The sequence below is a fragment of the uncultured Methylobacterium sp. genome (assembly GCF_964242245.1).
Taxonomy (GTDB): Bacteria; Pseudomonadota; Alphaproteobacteria; order Rhizobiales; family Beijerinckiaceae; genus Methylobacterium.
Window position 1 is genome coordinate 18,789 of the sequence record NZ_CAXTBY010000029.1, and the last position, 18,544, is coordinate 37,332.

Annotated in this window: 19 protein-coding genes and 1 pseudogene; 7 read left to right on the forward strand and 13 right to left on the reverse strand. The window is 70.1% G+C overall.

Annotated elements, in window-relative coordinates:
- The first annotated feature begins 11 nt into the window (after positions 1 to 11).
- Positions 12 to 1,250 carry a DNA topoisomerase IB gene (locus ACFE8Y_RS09130; RefSeq protein ID WP_375464067.1) on the forward strand — a complete coding sequence of 413 codons (1,239 nt, stop codon included), beginning with the start codon at positions 12 to 14 and terminating at the stop codon, positions 1,248 to 1,250.
- Between the two features lie 106 nt (positions 1,251 to 1,356).
- The gene (locus tag ACFE8Y_RS09135; RefSeq protein WP_375464068.1) at positions 1,357 to 2,772 is read left to right on the forward strand and encodes a cytochrome ubiquinol oxidase subunit I; all 1,416 of its coding nucleotides are present in this window, start codon (positions 1,357 to 1,359) and stop codon (positions 2,770 to 2,772) included.
- 19 nt (positions 2,773 to 2,791) lie between these two features.
- Here the strand turns inward: ACFE8Y_RS09135 and ACFE8Y_RS09140 are convergent, their stop codons facing one another.
- A complete protein-coding gene (locus ACFE8Y_RS09140) occupies positions 2,792 to 3,484 on the reverse strand; it encodes a response regulator transcription factor (RefSeq protein WP_375464069.1) in 693 nt (230 codons plus the stop codon).
- 206 nt (positions 3,485 to 3,690) lie between these two features.
- On the reverse strand, positions 3,691 to 4,587 hold the full coding sequence (locus tag ACFE8Y_RS09145) for a GGDEF domain-containing protein (protein WP_375464070.1): 897 nt from the start codon (positions 4,585 to 4,587) through the stop codon (positions 3,691 to 3,693).
- 277 nt (positions 4,588 to 4,864) lie between these two features.
- On the opposite strand from ACFE8Y_RS09145, the gene ACFE8Y_RS09150 reads away from it, so the two are divergent.
- The gene (locus tag ACFE8Y_RS09150; protein WP_375464071.1) at positions 4,865 to 5,239 is read left to right on the forward strand and encodes a hypothetical protein; all 375 of its coding nucleotides are present in this window, start codon (positions 4,865 to 4,867) and stop codon (positions 5,237 to 5,239) included.
- A gap of 13 nt (positions 5,240 to 5,252) precedes the next feature.
- Here the strand turns inward: ACFE8Y_RS09150 and ACFE8Y_RS09155 are convergent, their stop codons facing one another.
- The 5 genes from ACFE8Y_RS09155 to ACFE8Y_RS09175 all read right to left on the reverse strand — a co-directional run bounded on the left by ACFE8Y_RS09155 (position 5,253) and on the right by ACFE8Y_RS09175 (position 8,268).
- Complete coding sequence (locus ACFE8Y_RS09155) at positions 5,253 to 5,705, reverse strand: hypothetical protein (RefSeq protein WP_375464072.1); 453 nt, start codon at positions 5,703 to 5,705, stop codon at positions 5,253 to 5,255.
- Between the two features lie 166 nt (positions 5,706 to 5,871).
- A complete protein-coding gene (locus ACFE8Y_RS09160; RefSeq protein WP_375464073.1) occupies positions 5,872 to 6,123 on the reverse strand; it encodes a hypothetical protein in 252 nt (83 codons plus the stop codon).
- 607 nt (positions 6,124 to 6,730) lie between these two features.
- The gene (locus ACFE8Y_RS09165) at positions 6,731 to 7,048 is read right to left on the reverse strand and encodes a hypothetical protein (RefSeq protein WP_375464074.1); all 318 of its coding nucleotides are present in this window, start codon (positions 7,046 to 7,048) and stop codon (positions 6,731 to 6,733) included.
- A complete protein-coding gene (locus tag ACFE8Y_RS09170) occupies positions 7,045 to 7,203 on the reverse strand; it encodes a hypothetical protein (RefSeq protein WP_375464075.1) in 159 nt (52 codons plus the stop codon). Before ACFE8Y_RS09170 ends, ACFE8Y_RS09165 begins: the two co-directional genes overlap by 4 nt.
- Before the next feature lie 612 nt (positions 7,204 to 7,815).
- On the reverse strand, positions 7,816 to 8,268 hold the full coding sequence (locus ACFE8Y_RS09175; protein WP_375464076.1) for a histidine kinase: 453 nt from the start codon (positions 8,266 to 8,268) through the stop codon (positions 7,816 to 7,818).
- Between the two features lie 218 nt (positions 8,269 to 8,486).
- Here ACFE8Y_RS09175 and argJ point away from each other — a divergent pair, with 218 nt between their 5' ends.
- Together argJ and ACFE8Y_RS09185 are read left to right on the forward strand one after the other, a co-directional pair.
- Positions 8,487 to 9,737, forward strand: coding sequence for a bifunctional glutamate N-acetyltransferase/amino-acid acetyltransferase ArgJ (argJ, locus tag ACFE8Y_RS09180; protein ID WP_375464077.1), 1,251 nt, complete (start codon positions 8,487 to 8,489; stop codon positions 9,735 to 9,737).
- Between the two features lie 37 nt (positions 9,738 to 9,774).
- Complete coding sequence (locus ACFE8Y_RS09185; protein ID WP_375464078.1) at positions 9,775 to 10,191, forward strand: (deoxy)nucleoside triphosphate pyrophosphohydrolase; 417 nt, start codon at positions 9,775 to 9,777, stop codon at positions 10,189 to 10,191.
- Positions 10,192 to 10,198: 7 nt separating this feature from the next.
- Here the strand turns inward: ACFE8Y_RS09185 and ACFE8Y_RS09190 are convergent, their stop codons facing one another.
- Entirely contained in the window at positions 10,199 to 10,726 is a 528-nt protein-coding gene (locus ACFE8Y_RS09190; RefSeq protein WP_375464079.1) for a GcrA family cell cycle regulator, read from the reverse strand.
- A 444-nt stretch (positions 10,727 to 11,170) separates the two neighbouring features.
- Between ACFE8Y_RS09190 and ACFE8Y_RS09195 the strand changes: the two genes are divergently transcribed.
- Both ACFE8Y_RS09195 and ACFE8Y_RS09200 read left to right on the forward strand, forming a co-directional pair.
- The gene (locus ACFE8Y_RS09195) at positions 11,171 to 12,358 is read left to right on the forward strand and encodes a patatin-like phospholipase family protein (protein WP_375464080.1); all 1,188 of its coding nucleotides are present in this window, start codon (positions 11,171 to 11,173) and stop codon (positions 12,356 to 12,358) included.
- A gap of 81 nt (positions 12,359 to 12,439) precedes the next feature.
- Positions 12,440 to 14,065, forward strand: a complete 1,626-nt coding sequence (locus ACFE8Y_RS09200) for an ABC-F family ATP-binding cassette domain-containing protein (protein WP_375464081.1) — start codon at positions 12,440 to 12,442, stop codon at positions 14,063 to 14,065.
- 21 nt (positions 14,066 to 14,086) lie between these two features.
- Here the strand turns inward: ACFE8Y_RS09200 and ACFE8Y_RS09205 are convergent, their stop codons facing one another.
- The 5 genes and pseudogenes from ACFE8Y_RS09205 to ACFE8Y_RS09225 form a co-directional block, all read right to left on the reverse strand.
- Positions 14,087 to 14,479: a flagellar biosynthesis repressor FlbT gene (locus ACFE8Y_RS09205; RefSeq protein ID WP_375464082.1), complete on the reverse strand. Its 393-nt coding sequence runs from the start codon at positions 14,477 to 14,479 to the stop codon at positions 14,087 to 14,089.
- Between the two features lie 107 nt (positions 14,480 to 14,586).
- Positions 14,587 to 15,897 carry a flagellin gene (locus ACFE8Y_RS09210; RefSeq protein WP_375464083.1) on the reverse strand — a complete coding sequence of 437 codons (1,311 nt, stop codon included), beginning with the start codon at positions 15,895 to 15,897 and terminating at the stop codon, positions 14,587 to 14,589.
- A 369-nt stretch (positions 15,898 to 16,266) separates the two neighbouring features.
- A complete protein-coding gene (locus ACFE8Y_RS09215) occupies positions 16,267 to 17,577 on the reverse strand; it encodes a flagellin (protein ID WP_375464084.1) in 1,311 nt (436 codons plus the stop codon).
- Between the two features lie 123 nt (positions 17,578 to 17,700).
- Complete coding sequence (locus ACFE8Y_RS09220; RefSeq protein WP_375464085.1) at positions 17,701 to 18,090, reverse strand: hypothetical protein; 390 nt, start codon at positions 18,088 to 18,090, stop codon at positions 17,701 to 17,703.
- Between the two features lie 238 nt (positions 18,091 to 18,328).
- Positions 18,329 to 18,544: pseudogene (locus ACFE8Y_RS09225) on the reverse strand (phosphomethylpyrimidine synthase ThiC); the annotation flags it as partial.

Below are 18,544 nucleotides of genomic sequence, written 5' to 3' on the forward strand. Positions count from 1 at the left end.
GAGCCGCGTCGATGTCGTCGGAAGAGACTGCCTCGGGCACCGTCGTCGACCCGCGCGACGCCGCCGCCGAGGCCGGGTTGTCCTACGTCGACGACGGCATGCCGGGCCTGACCCGGAAGAAGACCGGCAGCGGGTTCCGCTACCTCGATGCGAAGGGCGCGCCGGTGCGCGACGCGGCGCAGATCGCCCGCATCCGGTCGCTCGCGATCCCGCCGGCCTACACCGACGTGTGGATTTGCCCGCGCCGGAACGGCCACATCCAGGCGACCGGCCGCGACGCCAAGGGGCGCAAGCAGTACCGCTACCACCCGGATTTCCGGGCGGCGCGGGACTCGACCAAGTTCACCCACATCATGGCCTTCGCCGACGCGCTGCCCGGCATCCGCGCCCGGATCGACGCGGACATGCGGCGCCCGGGCCTGTCCCGCGAGACGGTGCTGGCGACCGTGGTGCATCTCCTGGAGACCACGCTGATCCGCGTCGGCAACGACGATTACGCCAAGGCCAACAAGAGCTACGGGCTCACCACGCTGCGCGACCCGCACGTCACGATCGACGGGGCCGAGATGACGTTCCGCTTCAAGGGCAAGAGCGGCAAGGCCTGGAACCTGTCGCTCAAGGACCGGCGGGTGGCCAGGATCGTCAAGGCCTGCCAGGACCTGCCGGGCCAGGAATTGTTCCAATACCTCGACGCGGACGGCGCGCGCCGCGACGTGACCTCGTCGGACGTCAACGAGTACCTGCGCGCGATCTCGGGCCAGGACATCACCGCCAAGGATTTTCGCACGTGGGCCGGCACCGTGCTTGCCGCGCTGGCGCTGCGGGAGTTCGAGGCCTTCGACGGGGAGGCCGGCGCCAAGAAGAACGTCCGCGCGGCGATCGAGAGCGTGGCGGGCCGGCTCGGCAACACGCCGACGATCTGCCGCAAGTGCTACATCCACCCGCAGATCATCGACTGCTACCTGGAGGGCGCCCTGATGCTCCAGGTGAAGGATGCGGTCGAGACGGAGCTGATCGAGGACCTCGGACGCCTCCGGCCCGAGGAGGCGGCGGTGCTGAGCCTGCTGCAGAAGCGGCTGGAGGGTACGTCCACGCCGCAGGCCGCCGCGAAGACCGCCAAGCGCAAGGCTCCCCGCACGAAGGCTTCGCCCGCGAAGACCTTGCCGCCGGCCTCGTCCCGCACGAAGCCGGCGCGAAGGGGCGGGAGCGCGCCGAAGCGTGACGCCGCCGCGCAGGCCGCGCGATCCTGACCGCGGACGGGACTGCGGCGCCCCGTCCGCTGCAACCGCGGGGCGGGATCGGGTAAGATCAACCGCGGCACCGCACCGGCGGCGCCGGCAAGTAGAGGACCGAGCGATGACCATCGACGCGCTGCTGCTCTCGCGCATCCAGTTCGGCTTCACGATGGCCTTCCACATCATCTTCCCGGCCTTCACGATCGGGCTGGCCTCGTTCCTCGCCCGCCTCGAAGCGCAGTGGCTCTGGACCGGCGACCACCAGTACCGGAACCTCTACCGGTTCTGGGTGAAGGTGTTCGCGGTCTCGTTCGGCCTCGGCGTCGTGTCGGGCATCGTGATGAGCTACCAGCTCGGCACCAACTGGTCGCGCTACTCCGACTTCACCGGCAACGTGCTCGGGCCGATGATCCAGTACGAGGTCATCACCGCGTTCTTCCTGGAGGCGGGCTTCCTCGGGATCATGCTGTTCGGCTGGGACCGGGTCGGCGACCGGCTGCACTTCGTCTCGACCTGCATGGTGGCCTTCGGCACGCTGGTCTCGGCCTTCTGGATCCTGTCGGCCAATTCCTGGATGCAGACGCCGGCGGGCTTCGTGGTCGAGAACGGCCGGGCGGTCGCGACCGACTGGCTGAAGGTGATCTTCAACCCGTCCTTCCCGATCCGCTACGCGCACATGGTGCTGGGATGCTTCCTCACGACGGCCTTCGCGGTCGGCGGGATGTCGGCCTGGATGATCCTGCGCGCCCGCAAGGAACCGGCGGAGAAGGTGCGCGGGGCGCGGCTCTCGCTCTCGATGGCGATGTGGTTCGCCGTGATCTGCACGCCGATCCAGATCTTCATCGGCGACGCGCACGGGCTCGCCGTGCTCAAGCTCCAGCCCACCAAGCTCGCCGCGATCGAGGCGAACTGGGACCGGCAGGACCAGATGCCGCTCCTGCTGTTCGCGATCCCGAACATGAAGGAGGAGCGGAACGACTTCGAGATCGGCATCCCGCGGCTGGGCAGCTTCATCCTCACGCACGACTTCTCCGGCGTGGTCCCGGGCCTGAAGGACGTGCCCCCCGACCAGCGCCCCCCGGTGGCGCCGGTGTTCTACGCCTTCCGCATCATGGTGGCACTCGGCATGGCGATGCTCGCCGTCAGCCTGTGGAGCCTGCTGCTGCGCTGGCGCGGGACGCTATTCACCAACCGCTGGTTCCTCACCTGCGCGATGCTGATGACGCCGTCGGGGTTCGGCGCGGTGCTGTTCGGCTGGTTCACCGCCGAGATCGGGCGCCAACCCTACATCGTCTACGGGCAGATGCGCACCGCGGACGCTGTCTCGCCGCTGACCACTCAGGCGGTCTCGATCTCGCTCGTCGCGTTCCTGATCGCCTACGCGATCATCTTCGGCTTCGGGAGCTACTACCTTGCCAAGCTCCTGCGCAAAGGGCCCGAGCCGCTGGAGGAGGCGGTGCGCGGCGGCGACCTTGCCCGCAAACCGAAACGCCCGCTCTCGGCCGTCGGCGAGGATCTCGAGCCGAGCCCGGCGTGAGGCCGGGCGTCCGGTGCGCTCAGTGGCGCGCCGGACCCTGACCCGTGACGGCGCTGGGACCCGCACCGCCGCGCCGGCCCGGCTCGGCGTCCACCACGGGTGCCAGCCCAAGCTGGCGGGCGAGCGAGACGAGGTCCTTCAGCCGTCCGGTCTGGGTCTTGCGCCGCAGGTTGAGGCGGTGGGTCTCGACGGTGCGGACGGAGAGCGTCAGGCGCCGCGCCACCTCCTTGTTGCTGAAGCCGGCGCTGAGGAAGCGCAGCACCTCGGCCTCTCGCGGCGTCAGGCCGAGGCTGTCGGCGGGTTCCGAGGCCGACGCGAGGCCCTCCGACTCAGGCTGCACGACCAGGAGTTCGCCTCCGTTCGCCAGGGCCAGCACGGCGGTGCAGAGGTCACGCGGCGAGGCTGAGCGCGCGACGACGGCGTCGGCCCCGGCATCGAGCACGCTGCGCAGGGCATCGGCGGTCAGCGCCTGGAACGCCAGAAGGGTCCGCACCGCCGGCATCCGCTCCCGCAGGTCGGCGAGACGGGCGAGGCCGTCCTGCAACCGCGCCTCGTCGAGGAAGATCAGCGCGACGGTGTTGGCCGGATCGACCCGGTCGAGGTCTCCCTCCCCGATCGTGTGGAGCGCCGGCATGTGCTCGAGCGTCGCGCGGAACGCCGGATTGAGCGCCTGAGGCTCGTCGAAGACCAGAACGTCCACGGCCTTACTCATAACCGCACACCCTTCTTTTCCCGGCATGGCACAAGTCGGCCGGGTTCAGGGGTAGGGTTTCAATAATCGTTCCGGTCGATATGCAGACCAATCGATCTCGATCTCGGTCAGAATCCTGTTTTCGGGTGACGGCTATCCTTAACGACTGTGCCGGGAGGGCACAGGACGGGGCAACGCGGCGGCGGCGTCCGCGCCGATGCGGAGCGTCAGCCGGCCTGCGCCAGGATCAGCTCGCTGGCGGCGGAGACGACGCGGTCGCGTCCGGTGGTCTTGGCCTCGTAGAGGGCGATGTCGGCGCGCTTGATCAGGGCGTCGACGCCGTCGCCCTCGCACCACGCGCTGACGCCGAAGCTGCAAGTGAGCCGGACCGGTCCGCGGCCGCCGCGGATGCGCAGGTCCTTGATCTGATGGCGCAGGCGCCCGGCCACGGCCTCCGCCGCGTCGAGGTCGACGTTCGGCAGGACGACGGCGAATTCCTCGCCGCCGAGCCGCCCGACGATCCCCTCGGCACCGAGGATGTCGGCGACCGACCGGATCGCGGCATCGCCGACATCGTGGCCGTGCTCGTCGTTGATGCGCTTGAAGTGATCGATGTCGGCGAGCACGGCCGACATCGTTCCGTGGTTGCCGGTGCGGTCGGCGGCGTCCCCGACGCGGGCGAAGAAGGCGCGCCGGTTGAGGAGACCGGTGAGCGGGTCGGTCTCCGCGAGGCGGATCAACTCGTTCTGCAGGGTGGTGAGGCGCTCGGCCGCGCGCAGGCGCGCGTGCAGTTCCTCGGCTCCGGGCGGCTTATCAATGAAGTCGTCGGCGCCGCTGTCGAGGGCCTCGGCGAGGTTGCGGGCGTTGCGTGCCGACGACATCGTGATGACGTAGAGGGGGCGCCGCGCCTCGGCCAGCAGCCGGGCGGACCAGCACAGTTCGAGCCCTCCGACCGGCCGCACCTCCAGGCTGGTGATCAGGACGCGGACGGTCGGTGTCTCGGTGAGGAAGGTGAGCGCTGCGGCGGAGTCGGTGAAGGCGCTGACCGTGTGCCCGCGCGGTTCGAGCAGCGCGGAGATGATCTTGAGGACGACGCGGCTCGAATCGACGATCACGATGTGCATGGCGCGCTGTCTCGCTCGGAGCGATTTGCCCGCGCCGAGCATCGCAACAAAGGCTTAAGATCCGGTCTCTGGCTGTCCCACGTAGGCGTCGTTGAGGTTGCGAAGCGGGCGACCCGAGGCCGTAGCGTCGCGGAAGATCCCGACCCTCGCGCGATCGTGACATCCTCGCGCGGATCGCGGCGACGCGGGCCGGGTGGGAGATCGGAGAGCGGGACGAGGCTGCGGCATGGCCGGACAAACGGCATCGACATCGAGGCCGGGCGGCAAGCCTGCGCCGATGCGCACGCCAGACGGACGCTACATCATCGTCCGGGGGCGGCTGTGGCGCTGCACCGACCCCACCCTGTCGGAGGAGGCCCGCCGAGATGGAATCCACGCTCTCATGGACGCGCGCCGCGCGGTCCGCGCCGCGAAGCGTGCGACCGATGCGGGGACACCGGACCGTCTCGCGGCCGCGAGACGGGCGGTGCAGGCGGCCAAGGAGGCGCTCGGGGAGCGCGGTCCGGTCTGGTGGCGGGACGGTGCCCCTGACGAGACTCGGACGCTGGCCCGCAACTCGTCCTACGCCGCGTGGTTTGCCGGGATCGCCCCCGCGGCCGGGGACCCGGAGTCGATCCAGGGCGGGGAGGCGTCCGCGCCGCGCGAGCGCTGACGCCGCACGGGTCCTATCGGCGCGGCACCTGCACCTCGATCACCTGAACGCCGCTCGCCCGCTCCCGTCCCGCGTCCATCTGCGCCCAGCCGCCATCGGTGCCGCGCGAGAGGACGCGCGCGCCGGAGAAGCGGCGGCTGCCCGGTGGCCGCTGGCCGGCGTTGATCACGGTGAGGCTCGGCGCCGCGACCGGCGCCTGACGGATGCCGGAGATCGTCGGGACGCCGTAGGTCCCGTAGCTCCAGGGTGCCGGCACGATCTGGCTGGGAGACGGAAACCGGGTCAGCGGTGCGCCGATGTAGGCGCCGCGCACGGCTTCGTCGGCGAAGCCGTAGCCGTCGGAGCCATAACCCGGATCGTATCCGGCGCTGCGGACCGTCTGCGCGTTCGACGCTCCGGCACCGACCGTGAGGGAGGCTGCGAGGATCAGCACGAGCCCGGCCGGCCCGAGGAGACGATGCAGCATGACGTGGAACTCCGAGCACGAACGCGACCTGGACGGCAAACCGTGCCGGCTCCGATCTCGTTCCGTTCCACCACCCGCGCAGAGTGCGTAAGTCCCACGCGAACCGCGGCGCTTCACAGGAGAATCCACCGGCCTCCGAGGCGCGTCGCCGCGAGCGGTCTCGACCTCAGCGGCAGGTCGTGACCCGGCGCACGATCCAGCCCTCACCCTGGACCCAGAGCCGGCGGCGGATGCGGCTGCACGTGCCAGCTTCGTCCTCGCCGTCCGTGACGGAGGCGGGCCGAACCGTGGCCCCGACCTCGGCGACCTTCGTCACGCCCTCCGTGGCGGCCGACGCGGCCGGGGCCGCATGCGTGGCGCTCGCCGCGGCGAGCAGGGCTGCGAGGGCGAAGGCCAGGGAGGCCGGAGTGATCGACATGTCGGAGTCTCGCCTGGGCAGCTGCGACGGCGCATCCGCGCCGGTCCTGAGAGGCGCGACGCAAGGTCCGACCTCATCTGCTGCATCAATCCGCGATCCCGCCATTCGGTTGCAACGCGGGTGACGCTGCCGCCGCAGCGGGTGACGCAGCGCACCCGTGCCGCATCGATCTCCGCCTGCGCCCGGGACGCGGGCGGAGCGCGCCGCTCGGAGGGCCGCCCGACAATGTGGGAACCGGTGCGTCGTCAGGAGGGTGCGTCGGAACAAAATGTAGACACCCGAGCGCAGCCTCAGAGGCCCGGAGAACCGGGCACGGTCACGGTGAGCATCGGGAGGGTCACGGCGTTCGATGCCCAGGGCGCGGGCGGCGGCGCGAACACTGCCAAGACACTGCCAAGGCCGCGAGGCTCAGCGCGAGGCCGAGGGCGAGAGCAAGCAGCGAGGATTCGAGGCCGTAAGAGAAGTTGTCCATCGCAAGGTCTCCCGCAGGGCGGGAGCGACGATGGAACGGAGGCGTTAAAGGCCTCTCACGACATGTCCTTGGCGCCGCCGCGTCACGGCGTGGATGTCCCGCGAGCGACGCTGCCGGTCGGGATGTCCTCCCCGGTCAAGCGCGGCCGGCAACCGCCATCCGAGCGAGACCGACGGTGCGCGACCGCATCAGCGCAGCCGCGAGGCAAGCCTCCAGGACGATCAGGTCTCCCTCGGGATCGGGCACCCAGCCGCAGGCGCAGGTCGATCCGGCCCCGTGCGCCTCGGCGATCTGGCCGTAGAGCGATCCGACCGCGCGGACTGCGGCCTCCAGGGCCGCCATCACCGACAGGGTCTGCCCGTCGAGGCCGCGCCAGAACGCCTGAGTCACGGCCTGCTCGACGGCCACTTGGCCGCGCGTCTCGTCGCACCGGCAGATGCCCCCGTCCTTCATCGCAGATCTCCGAAGCCGCGCGCCGCGGATCGGACGCCGGCCGGCCGGGGCGCGGCAACGTGATCGATCAGATCGGGCAGCCGGTGCAGGCGCAGACCGAGGCAGGAGCCGTCCCACCATGCGACGGTCACGCAGACACCGATCAGATCCATCAACCGTCCCATTCCAGGCTCCATCGCTCGGGCACCGGGAGGGTGCAGGAAGACCCGCACGCAAATGCCATGGCAACCGTAGTGCAGTTGACAAGATGAGTAATCAAGCGCGAGCGATAATATTAGAAGAATTTTAAATTGCAATTTTTATGATGATGGTCTAATTTTTTACTTAAAACCATTCCATGGTGCAAACCATTGGCTTGGTGCTGGAGCCTGCGGTGGGTCCGGCAACGCGTCTGAGATCGAGGAAGACCTGGGTGATGTCGCGCTAGAGCATCTTCCATGATCTTCGGATCACGAGAAATGCTCCAACGCCTTGCGTGGGCGCATTGTCTTCACGCGAGCCGGCATCCACCTCGCTGGACAATGCTCTATCTTCACGGGTCCGGCGACGCGCCGAGGGTGCGTCGTCCTCGCCAGCGATCGCTGCCCCCCGCCCGAACGGCAGGTGTGGTCTTCGTTCCCGGCAACCGCGCACGGCGAGGCGGCGGCTTGATCCAGCCGCCGTGCCGGCGTCATCCCGTTCAAGGATGCACCTTCGTCCCGAGGAACGGCAATTGATGGCGCAGACCGAGGGAAGCAGGTCCTTCGGCGCGCCGCCGGCCCGCGTCGTCAGGCGGCGGCGCCCGGAAGGACCCGGCTTGCGAGCGCCTCCCGCACGGTGCTCGCGACGGCTCCGTCGCGCACGTCCCGCGGGATGAGAATGGCGTCCGGCAGGAGGTCGGGCGCCCCGCTCGACATGTCCTCGCGCAGTTCGCTCGCCAGCACGATGCGCAGGGCCGGCCGCAGGGCCCGGGCTTCGAGGGCGAGGCGCGAGCAGCACAGGGCGCCCTGAAGGGCGACGTCCGCCACCAGCACGTCGACGGGCAGGCCGAGGACGAGGACGGTGAGGGCGTCGACCGCGCTGTCGCAGCTCGTGGCTTGGTAGCCGGCGCGGCGGATCTGCGAGGCGACCTCGTCCCGCCAACGCTTCTGGCGTCCCGCGACGAGGACCTGCACCCCGTAGCATCCGCCCGGCGGCAGGGCCGGGCTCACGACGTCCGATCCGGTGGTCCGATGCGGCATTCCGCGTTCGGCTCTGCGCTCGCGTTGCATTGCGGCAGGCTAGGCCGGGAGAGGCGGGGCGCGCAAGGCCTCGATCGCGAATACGCCGTATTCGTGAGCGTCACAGCCCAGAAATCGGGCACGCGATCCGCTTGGGCAACCGGTTGACCGCGGGCGCCGCGGCGGGGCAACAAAGCTTGGTCGTACGCGCCCGCGCGATCGTTTCGGAGATGGGAACCATGTCGTCGGCAAAAACGCCCCCCGTCTCGCCGCTCGCTCCGGCCTTCGTGCCCGACCTGCCGCCGATCCGCGGCGTCGGGCTGGCGACGGCGCAGGCCGGCATCCGCTATTCCGGCCGCACCGACGTGCTCTACGTCGGGCTGGCGGCGGGCACGCAGGCCGCGGGCGTCTTCACCCGCTCGCGCTGCCCCTCCGCGCCCGTCGACTGGTGCCGCGCGGCGCTGAAGGGCGGCTCGGCGCGCACGCTGGTCGTCAACTCGGGCAACGCCAACGCGTTCACCGGCGCGCGGGGCCGGGAGGCGGTGGCGCTCACAGCGCGCATCGCCGCCGCGGCGGCGGGGTGCGCCGAGGACGAGGTTTTCATCGCCTCGACCGGCGTCATCGGCGAGCCCCTCGACGCGCGCAAGTTCGAGGGCGTGCTGGCCGGGTGCGCGGCCCGGATCGCGGACGGGGCTGAGGCCTGGACGGCTGCGGCTCGGGCGATCATGACCACCGACACCTTCCCGAAATGCGCGACCCGCAGCGCGGAGATCGACGGGGTGCCGGTGACGATCAACGGCATCGCCAAGGGCGCCGGCATGATCGCGCCCGACATGGCGACGATGCTCGCCTTCGTCTTCACCGATGCCGCCCTGCCGCAGCCGGTGCTGCAGGCCCTGCTCACGCGGGGCACGGCCAAGAGCTTCAACTGCGTCACGGTCGACGGCGACACGTCGACGTCGGACACGCTGATGCTGTTCGCGACCGGGGCAGCCAAGCACGAACCCGTATCGGACCCCGACGACCCGAGGCTGGACGCCGTCCGCGCGGCGCTCGACGACCTGCTGATCGAGCTGGCGCAGCTCGTGGCCAGGGACGGCGAGGGCGCGCGGAAGTTCGTGACCGTGGAGGTCGGCGGCGCTTCGAGCGACGCCTCGGCCCACCGCATCGCCCTGTCGATCGCCAACTCGCCGCTGGTCAAGACGGCGGTGGCCGGCGAGGACGCGAACTGGGGCCGCGTCGTCATGGCGGTCGGCAAGGCCGGCGAGCCGGCCGACCGGGACCGCCTCGCGATCTGGTTCGGCGACGTGCGCGTGGCGGTCGCGGGGGCCCGCGATCCGGATTACAGCGAGGCGGCGGCGGGCGCGGTGATGCGCGAGTCCGGCGTCACGGTCCGGGTCGATCTCGGGCTCGGCACGGGCAAGGCGCGGGTTTGGACCTGCGACCTGACCAAGGGCTACATCGAGATCAACGGGGACTACCGCTCGTGATCGTCGGGGAACGGCCCGCCGCCTTCGCGGCGACCCGGTGACGCCGCCGCTGCGCCTTCTCCTCGTGGTCGCCGTGGCGCTGGTCGACGGGGACGGACGCGTGCTGGTGAGCGAGCGCCCGCCGGGCAAGCCGCTCGCCGGCCTGTGGGAGTTCCCCGGCGGCAAGGTCGAGCCGGGCGAGCAGCCGGAGGCGACGCTGATCCGCGAACTGGCCGAGGAGATCGACATCCGGGTCGAGGCGCCGTGCCTCGCGCCGCTCACCTTCGCGAGCCACGCCTACCCGGACTTCCACCTGCTGATGCCGCTCTACGTCTGCCGGCGCTGGAGCGGCACGCCGTGCCCCCTGGAGGGCCAAGCGCTCAGGTGGGTGCGTCCGCGGGGCCTGCGCGACTTGGCGATGCCGCCCGCGGACGCGCCGCTGATCCCCTACCTGATCGACCTGCTCGGGCCCTGATTCAGGGTCACCGGAACCCGGCCACGCGCCGATCGCGCTTGCGCTCGGCCGCCGGCTGGTAGGCGATCTGGGCGTGCTGCGTGCAGTACGGCAGCCCGGTGATGGCGCGGCCGCCGCAGAAGCGGAAGTCCGGCGTGGTCGGGTCGCCGATCGGCCAGCGGCACATCGACTCGCGCAGGTCCATGATCGTGACCCGCTGCGAGACAGCAAGCGCCGCCGGCTCGACGGCCGTCAATGGAAGGTCCGATGCGGGCCGGTGCGACAGGATCGCCACCGGTTCGGGCGCCTCCAACTCGACCACGGCGATCGCCAGCGCGATCTCGGCCTCGACCGTCACCTCGCGGCGGCCGGCGACCGCCTCGTCGGCGGGCTTGACCGCGCGTCCGGACAGACCGAGCCGATGGACCTTGCCGATCACCGCATTGCGGCTGACGCCGCCGAGCTGCGCCGCGATCTTGCTCGCGCTCTGTCCGTCCTCCCAGAGGCGGCGCAACAGCGCGACGCGCTCGTCCGTCCAGCTCAAGACCGGTTCCATGGTTTCGTCCCCCCTCGCGGCCCTCAGCACCCGCACGCTGCCCGCGGCGATCGACACGCCGCGCAACGGACGCGAGGACCGACGAAACGATCTGGTCGGCCCCCGCCGCGGATCGGGAAGGGCCGGCAAGATCCGTCGTGCGTACCGCCGATCATCGCCGCCGGGCTCCTGCGATCCCGACGGCGGTACAAGCCTACAGGACCGCTCTCGCGCGAGGCAAGGGCAGCGAAACGATCCGCCCATCGCCGCCCGCCCGCTGTCCACCGCGAACGGCCGGACCGCCGGCGGCGGGGCGCGCCATCCTCAAGCCCCGCCGCCGACACTGTTGCAGGACCGCATCACCACCCGACCTCGGCAGCCATTGCCGCCGGTCGGCCGGAACGGTACTAAGGCCAAGCTCGTTCGCCCGCCGGGACGGCCCGAACCGGGCCCAGGATGATGGCGATGTCGCGTCGAGACGGATGGCTGCGCGGGCTCCTCGCGCTTGGTTTCGCGGCCTCGGGCGCGGCCTGCTCGTCGGTGCCGCGCGTGACGTACACCGCGGCCGAGGCCTCGATCGCGGGGGTGGCGGGCATTCCCGGTGCCCGCGTCTCCGCCGACGCCTCCGCCGAGACCTTCAGCGAGATCGCCTCGCCGCCCCAGGCCAAGCGCGGGACCTTCAGCTACCTCGCCTTGTCGGGCGGCGGCGGCGACGGCGCCTACGGCGCGGGCGTGCTCAACGGCTGGTCGGCCTCCGGCACCCGGCCGGACTTCTCCCTGGTCTCCGGCGTGAGCACCGGCGCCCTGATCGCGCCCTTCGCCTTCCTCGGCACGTCCTACGATTCCTACCTCACCGACATCTACACCAGCGGCATCGCGGGCACGCTGGTCGAGAGCCCGAGCGTGGTCAACATCCTGTTCGGCTCCGGCCTGTTCGGCGACGGGCGCCTGCGCGACCTCGTCGGGCGCTACGTCAATGCCGATCTCCTCGCGGCCATCGCCGCCGAGCACGCCAAGGGGCGCCGCCTGCTCGTCGTGACGTCCAACCTCGACAGCCAGCGCGCCACGATCTGGAACATGGGCGCGATCGCGGCGAGCGGCGCGCCCAACGCCGTCGACCTGTTCCGCGACGTGCTGACGGCCTCCGCCAGCATCCCGGCGGTGTTCCCGCCCCAGCTCATCGACGTCCAGGCCGAGGGACGCGCCTTCCAGGAGCTGCACGTCGACGGCTCGGTGGTGACGCCGGTCTTCACCCTGCCGCAGGCCCTGCTGCTGCGCGACAAGCGCGCGCAGACCGGGCAGCGCGGCAACATCTACGTCATCATCAACGGGCGCCTGGAGCCGGAATTCGCGGTGACCCAGAACAACACGCTGAGCATCGTCGCGCGCACCTTCACCACCGCGAGCCGCGCCCGCAGCCGGGCGACGCTGGCCGCCACCTACGCCTTCGCGCGCGAGAACGGCATCGGCTTCAACCTGACCTACATACCCGAGACCGGTCCGACCACCAGCACGGCGCGCGGCTTCGATACCGGCTACATGCGCAGCCTCTACGATTCCGGCTTCGCGCGGGCCAAGGACGGCCGGTTCTGGGAGCGCACGGTGCCGGCGGCCCCCCTCACCAAGGCGATCGCGGACGCCGCCACCCGGTAGGTCCCGCCGCGCCCTCGCGGAATTTGCTGCGGTGCGGTAGAGGGTCGGGGGAGCACGCCTTCCCGGACCCGTGACGCGCCCATGCTGCAGATCGAAGACCTCACCTTCAACGCCTGGGGGCGGCGCTTCTTCACGAAGGCCAGTGTCGCGGTGCCGCCCGGCGCCAAGGTCGGGCTCGTCGGGCGCAACGGCGTCGGCAAGTCCACCCTGTTCAAGATCATCCTCGGCGAGTTCCAGCCGGACAGCGGCACCGTCTACCTGCCGAAGAGCGCCCGCATCGGCTCGGTCGACCAGGAGCACCCGGCCACGCCCGTGAGCCTGATCGACACGATCCTGGCCGCCGACACCGAGCGCGACGGCCTCTATCGGGAGCTGGAGACGGCCGAGCCGGAGCGCATGGGCGAGATCTACGGCCGGCTGATCGAGATCGACGCCGACCGCGCGCCGGCCCGCGCCGGCGAGATCCTGGCGGGCCTCGGCTTCTCGGTGGCCGACCTCGACCGCCCGATGTCGGAATTCTCCGGCGGCTGGCGGATGCGGGTGGCGCTCGCCGCCGCCCTGTTCTCCGCCCCCGAGATGCTGCTCCTGGACGAGCCGACCAACTACCTCGACTTGGAGGGCGCCCTGTGGCTCGAGGCGCGGCTGAAGCGCTACCCGCATTCGGCGCTGATCATCAGCCACGATCGCGAGTTGCTGAACAACTCCGTCGACGCGATCCTTCACGTCGCCAACGGGCAACTCGAACTCTACACCGGCGGCTACGACGATTTCGAGCGGCGGCGCGCGGAGAAGGCCCGGCTGCAACTCTCGGCCAAGGCCAAGCAGGACGCGGAGCGGGCCCACCTTCAGAGCTTCATCGACCGCTTCAAGGCCAAGGCCTCGAAGGCGGCGCAGGCGCAGTCCCGCGTCAAGCGGCTGGCCAAGCTCGAGCCGATCGCGGCCACGATCGAGGAGCACGTCGCGCCCTTCCACCTGCCCTCGCCCAAGCGCCCGCTGGCGCCGCCCTTGATGCACCTCACCGACGTCGAGGTCGGCTACGGCGACGACCCCGCGATCCTGCGCAACCTCAACCTGACGCTGGACATCGACGACCGCATCGGGCTGCTCGGCGTCAACGGCGCCGGCAAGTCGACGTTTGCCAAGATGGCGGCCGGTGCCTTGGCCGTGCGTTCAGGGAGGATGGCGCGCGAGGGGCGCGTCCAGGTCGGCTGGTTCCACCAGCACCAGATCGAGGCGATGGACCCGGCCGACACCCCGCTGGCGATCATCCGCCGCGAGCGGCCCGACGACAGCGAGTCGTCCCGCCGCGCCAAGCTCGCGAGCTTCGGGCTGGCCTTCGAGAAGCAGGAGACCATCGTGGAGTCGCTCTCGGGCGGCGAGCGGGCACGCCTTCTCCTCAACCTCGTGGCGATGCGCGCGCCCCACCTCCTGATCCTCGACGAGCCGACCAACCACCTCGACATCGACAGCCGCCGCGCGCTGCTCGACGCCCTCAACGACTACACGGGCGCCGTGATCCTCATCACCCACGACCGCTCGCTGATGGAACTGGTCGCCGACCGCCTGTGGCTTGCAGCCGACAACACCGTCAAACCCTTCTCGGGCGACATGGACGATTACGCGAAGTTCGTCCTCGACCGCGCGCGCACCGGCAAGAGCGCGCCGGGACAGGGGCGGGAGAAGCGGGGGAAGCGGCGCGCGGCCTGATCCGGCGGCAACCCGGCGCCCTCAGGCCGCCGGCTGGCAGTCCAGCAGCCGTTCCTCGAACGCGACGAGGTCGCGGGCAGCCTTCAGCGCGCGGTAGGGGTCGCCGGCCGAGAGCCTCTCGTAGATCGCCGCGACGTAGGGCGTGGTGCTGGGGGCCGCCGCCATCACGGCGTTGGCCAGCGTCATGAACTGCGTCTCGGCATCGAACGGATCGTCGACGAGGTAGGCGCGCTGCAGCGCCACGCAGATGCGCTTGGCCGGCGTGTCGGCCTCGGCCTCGCGCACGATCTCGGATTCGCGCAGCACCTTGTGGTCGGTCTCGACGATGAAGACCGCGCGCCGCGGCCCGTTGCGGATAGCGCAGGGACCGACGATCAGGCGCTCGTTCGGCTTCAGCTCGATCCTGAGCGGCATCGCTCACGTCCCCTGAATTGCGCCCGCGCGGGACGACGCGTGCGAGAAAACGGTCGGCCGCGCACGAGCGGACCCGGCGATCCGCATCCGCGCAGCCCGGCGCGGCCTCACTTCAGGAGTTGGAGGACGCCCTGGTTGGCTTGGTTGGCGAGCCCCAGCGTCTGCTGGGCGATCGACTGCCGAGTCTGAAGCGCCGTGTAGTTGGCGGCTTCCGAGTTGAGGTCGGCGTTGGTCAGGTTGTCCGCACCCGTCGTCAGCACGTTGGCGAGCTGCTTGGTGAAGTCCTGCCGGGTCTGCACCACCGAGAGGTTCGAGCCGAGCGTCGAGGCCTGCGAGCGCAGGGAGGTCAGCGTGGTGGTGAGCGCGTCGGCGGCCTTGGTGAGGTCGGCATCGTTCTGGACGCTGAAGTCGCCGGTGCTGGACGCCGTCGAGCTGTCGACGAACTTGCCGATGCCGAGGCTCGCCGAGCTGAGCAGGTTGCCTTGCACGTCGAGCTTGTTCTGCGCGCCGCCGGTCTTCTCGTTGAACGTGATCGACAGCTTGTCGCCGCCGAGCAGGTTGGTGCCGTTGAAGCCCGAGTCCTTGGCAAGCGAGTCGATCTGGTCGCGCAGGTCGTTGAACTGCTTGACGAGGTTCGAGCGCACGGCGGACGAGCCGGAGCCGCCGACGTCGGTGTTGTCGGCCGTGCCGAACAGGGCGGTCTGGTCGCCCGCGACCGCGGCGAAGACGCCGGTCGCCGTCGTGGTCGTGCCGGCCTCGATGGTCAGATTGTCGGAGCCGGTGCCGGTGACGGTGAGCTTGCCGTCGTCGCCGACCGCGGCCGTGGCGATGCCCGACTTGTTGATGCCGTCGACGAGGTCGCGGACGGTGGATGTCGAGGTGACGTCGAACTTGTAGGTCGTGTTGCCGGCCTTGATCTGCACCGAGTTCGTCGATCCGGTAGCCGCCGCCGTCAACCCGACGACGCCCGCCGACGCGGCGGTAGCAGTGGCGGCCGTGCCGATCAGGGTCTTGGCCAGCGCGGTGTCGTGCTGGCTCTTGCCGGTGAGAGCGGCTTCGGCGGCGGTGCCGAAGCTGCCGGTAGCGGCGATCTTGGGGCGGTTGGCCACGGCATCCGACTGCGCCTGCTTCACGGTCGACTGGAGCGACTTCACGAGGCTGGTGATCGAGTCGATGCCCTTCGAGGCCGCCTGGATCGTCTGCACGCCGTTCGAGATGCCGTCGAGCAGGCCGGTCAGGGCGCTCGACCGGTCGTTCAGGGTCGCGGCCGTGAAGAAGTTGACCGGGTTGTCGAGCGCGCTCGCGACCTTCTTGCCGGTCGAGAGGTGGTTCTGGGTCGTGGCCTGAAGCGCCGCCGTGTCCTGCAGCGAGAGCAGGCTCGATCGGATCGACGAGGTGAGGGTGATGTCATTCGCCATGGTAGGTCCCGATCACGCTGTCCTTGGCCGACTCGGTCGGGTCATCGCGGCGATGACGTCCGGGTCCAATCAGGGCCAGAATGTGCGATCAGGGTTAACGGGTGGTAAACCTCTCCAATCTCTGAAATTTTGGGATCTGGAAGCTCCAGGTTCGGGATGGTCCGCCCGTTCGCGGTTGCCACTCGATCGAAGCGGTGACGCATGAGATGCGAAAACGCTCAGAGGTCTTCTAATTCAGCATTGCTGGCGTCGCGACGCAGGTGGCAAGGCGATACGTGCAGGCACCACGACAGGGTGCAGCAAAAAGGAAGCGGCAGGGCCTCAGCCCCGCCGCTTCCGGTCTTGCCGCGTTCTGATCCTGCGCGGCTTTCAGCGCAGGAGCTGAAGGACGCCCTGGTTGGCTTGGTTGGCGAGCCCCAGCGTCTGCTGGGCGATCGACTGCCGAGTCTGAAGCGCCGTGTAGTTGGCGGCTTCCGAGTTGAGGTCGGCGTTGGTCAGGTTGTCCGCACCCGTCGTCAGCACGTTGGCGAGCTGCTTGGTGAAGTCCTGCCGGGTCTGCACCACCGAGAGGTTCGAGCCGAGCGTCGAGGCCTGCGAGCGCAGGGAGGTCAGCGTGGTGGTGAGCGCGTCGGCGGCCTTGGTGAGGTCGGCATCGTTCTGGACGCTGAAGTCGCCGGTGCTGGACGCCGTCGAGCTGTCGACGAACTTGCCGATGCCGAGGCTCGCCGAGCTGAGCAGGTTGCCTTGCACGTCGAGCTTGTTCTGCGCGCCGCCGGTCTTCTCGTTGAACGTGATCGACAGCTTGTCGCCGCCGAGCAGGTTGGTGCCGTTGAAGCCCGAGTCCTTGGCAAGCGAGTCGATCTGGTCGCGCAGGTCGTTGAACTGCTTGACGAGGTTCGAGCGCACGGCGGACGAGCCGGAGCCGCCGACGTCGGTGTTGTCGGCCGTGCCGAACAGGGCGGTCTGGTCGCCCGCGACCGCGGCGAAGACGCCGGTCGCCGTCGTGGTCGTGCCGGCCTCGATGGTCAGATTGTCGGAGCCGGTGCCGGTGACGGTGAGCTTGCCGTCGTCGCCGACCGCGGCCGTGGCGATGCCCGACTTGTTGATGCCGTCGACGAGGTCGCGGACGGTGGATGTCGAGGTGACGTCGAACTTGTAGGTCGTGTTGCCGGCCTTGATCTGCACCGAGTTCGTCGATCCGGTAGCCGCCGCCGTCAACCCGACGACGCCCGCCGACGCGGCGGTAGCAGTGGCGGCCGTGCCGATCAGGGTCTTGGCCAGCGCGGTGTCGTGCTGGCTCTTGCCGGTGAGAGCGGCTTCGGCGGCGGTGCCGAAGCTGCCGGTAGCGGCGATCTTGGGGCGGTTGGCCACGGCATCCGACTGCGCCTGCTTCACGGTCGACTGGAGCGACTTCACGAGGCTGGTGATCGAGTCGATGCCCTTCGAGGCCGCCTGGATCGTCTGCACGCCGTTCGAGATGCCGTCGAGCAGGCCGGTCAGCGTGGCCGAGCGGTCGTTCAGCGAGGAGGCGGTGAAGAAGTTGGTCGGGTTGTCGAGCGCGCTCGCGACCTTCTTGCCGGTCGAGAGGTGATTCTGCGTCGTGGCCTGGAGGTTCGCGGTGTCCTGAAGCGAGAGCAGGCTGTTGCGGACCGACGAGTTGAGGGAGATTCCAGCGGACATGGATGCGACTTCCTGTTTTGGTTCACCCTCCTTCCTGGAGGACTAGTGCCTTTGTACTGCGGACCCCTTGCGCTCCCGTTAAATCCCTCGGTTAAAACTTATTCGAGCGATATTTCCCTGCTCTCAGACGCGCTTCTCGACCGCCGTGCCGGGGCGCGCCGCCGGGTTGGCGGCGAGGCTGGCGGCGGCCTCGCGGGCGTAGGCGCGGGCCTTGAGCACGACGGCGTCGGGGATCTGCACGACGATGTCGCCGCTGGCCGGGTCCACGACCTGGAAGACCAGGGACCGACTCTCGGCGTCCCGGACGTATCCGCGGCTCTCGGCCTCCGGCCGTGCCTGGACCGTCTTCCCGTTGGACGCGGCGGGCGCGCCGGCGGCGTCAGGTCCGATCCGGAGGGAGACCGCGGGGCCGAGGACGTCGCCGCCTGCCGGCCCCGGTGCCGGAACGGGGCGGATCGGCGTAACGCCGGGCGCGGGACCCGGAGGTGGCGCGGTGATCGCGGGAAGGCTCATGGTACGGTCACTCCTGTCCGTGAGGATACTGGGCCTCAGGGAAGCGGACGTACCGTGAGAGGAACCTTAAAAATCGGCCTCGGCGGGCCGCCGACTGAATCAATCGTCAACGGACGGTGAACGGGAACGGGAAAATCCGAATTTGTCGGGCGATCGCTCGGCGCGGGCCCGAGCGATCGCCGCGTCTCATCGCGGCGGCCCCGGCGCTCTGCGGCCCGGGGCGCCGGCTACCCGCATTCTACCCGGCCGCGTCGACGTAGAGCTTGCCGCCCTCGGCGAGGAACTCCTGGGACTTCGCCGCCATGCCGGCCCTGCGCGCCGCCTCGCTCATCGGCTCGGCCTCGCCGAGCACCGCGCCCGCTGCCTCCATGGCGAGCACCTCGGCGCGCAGGTCCTGCGTGATCTTCATCGAGCAGAACTTCGGCCCGCACATCGAGCAGAAATGCGCGACCTT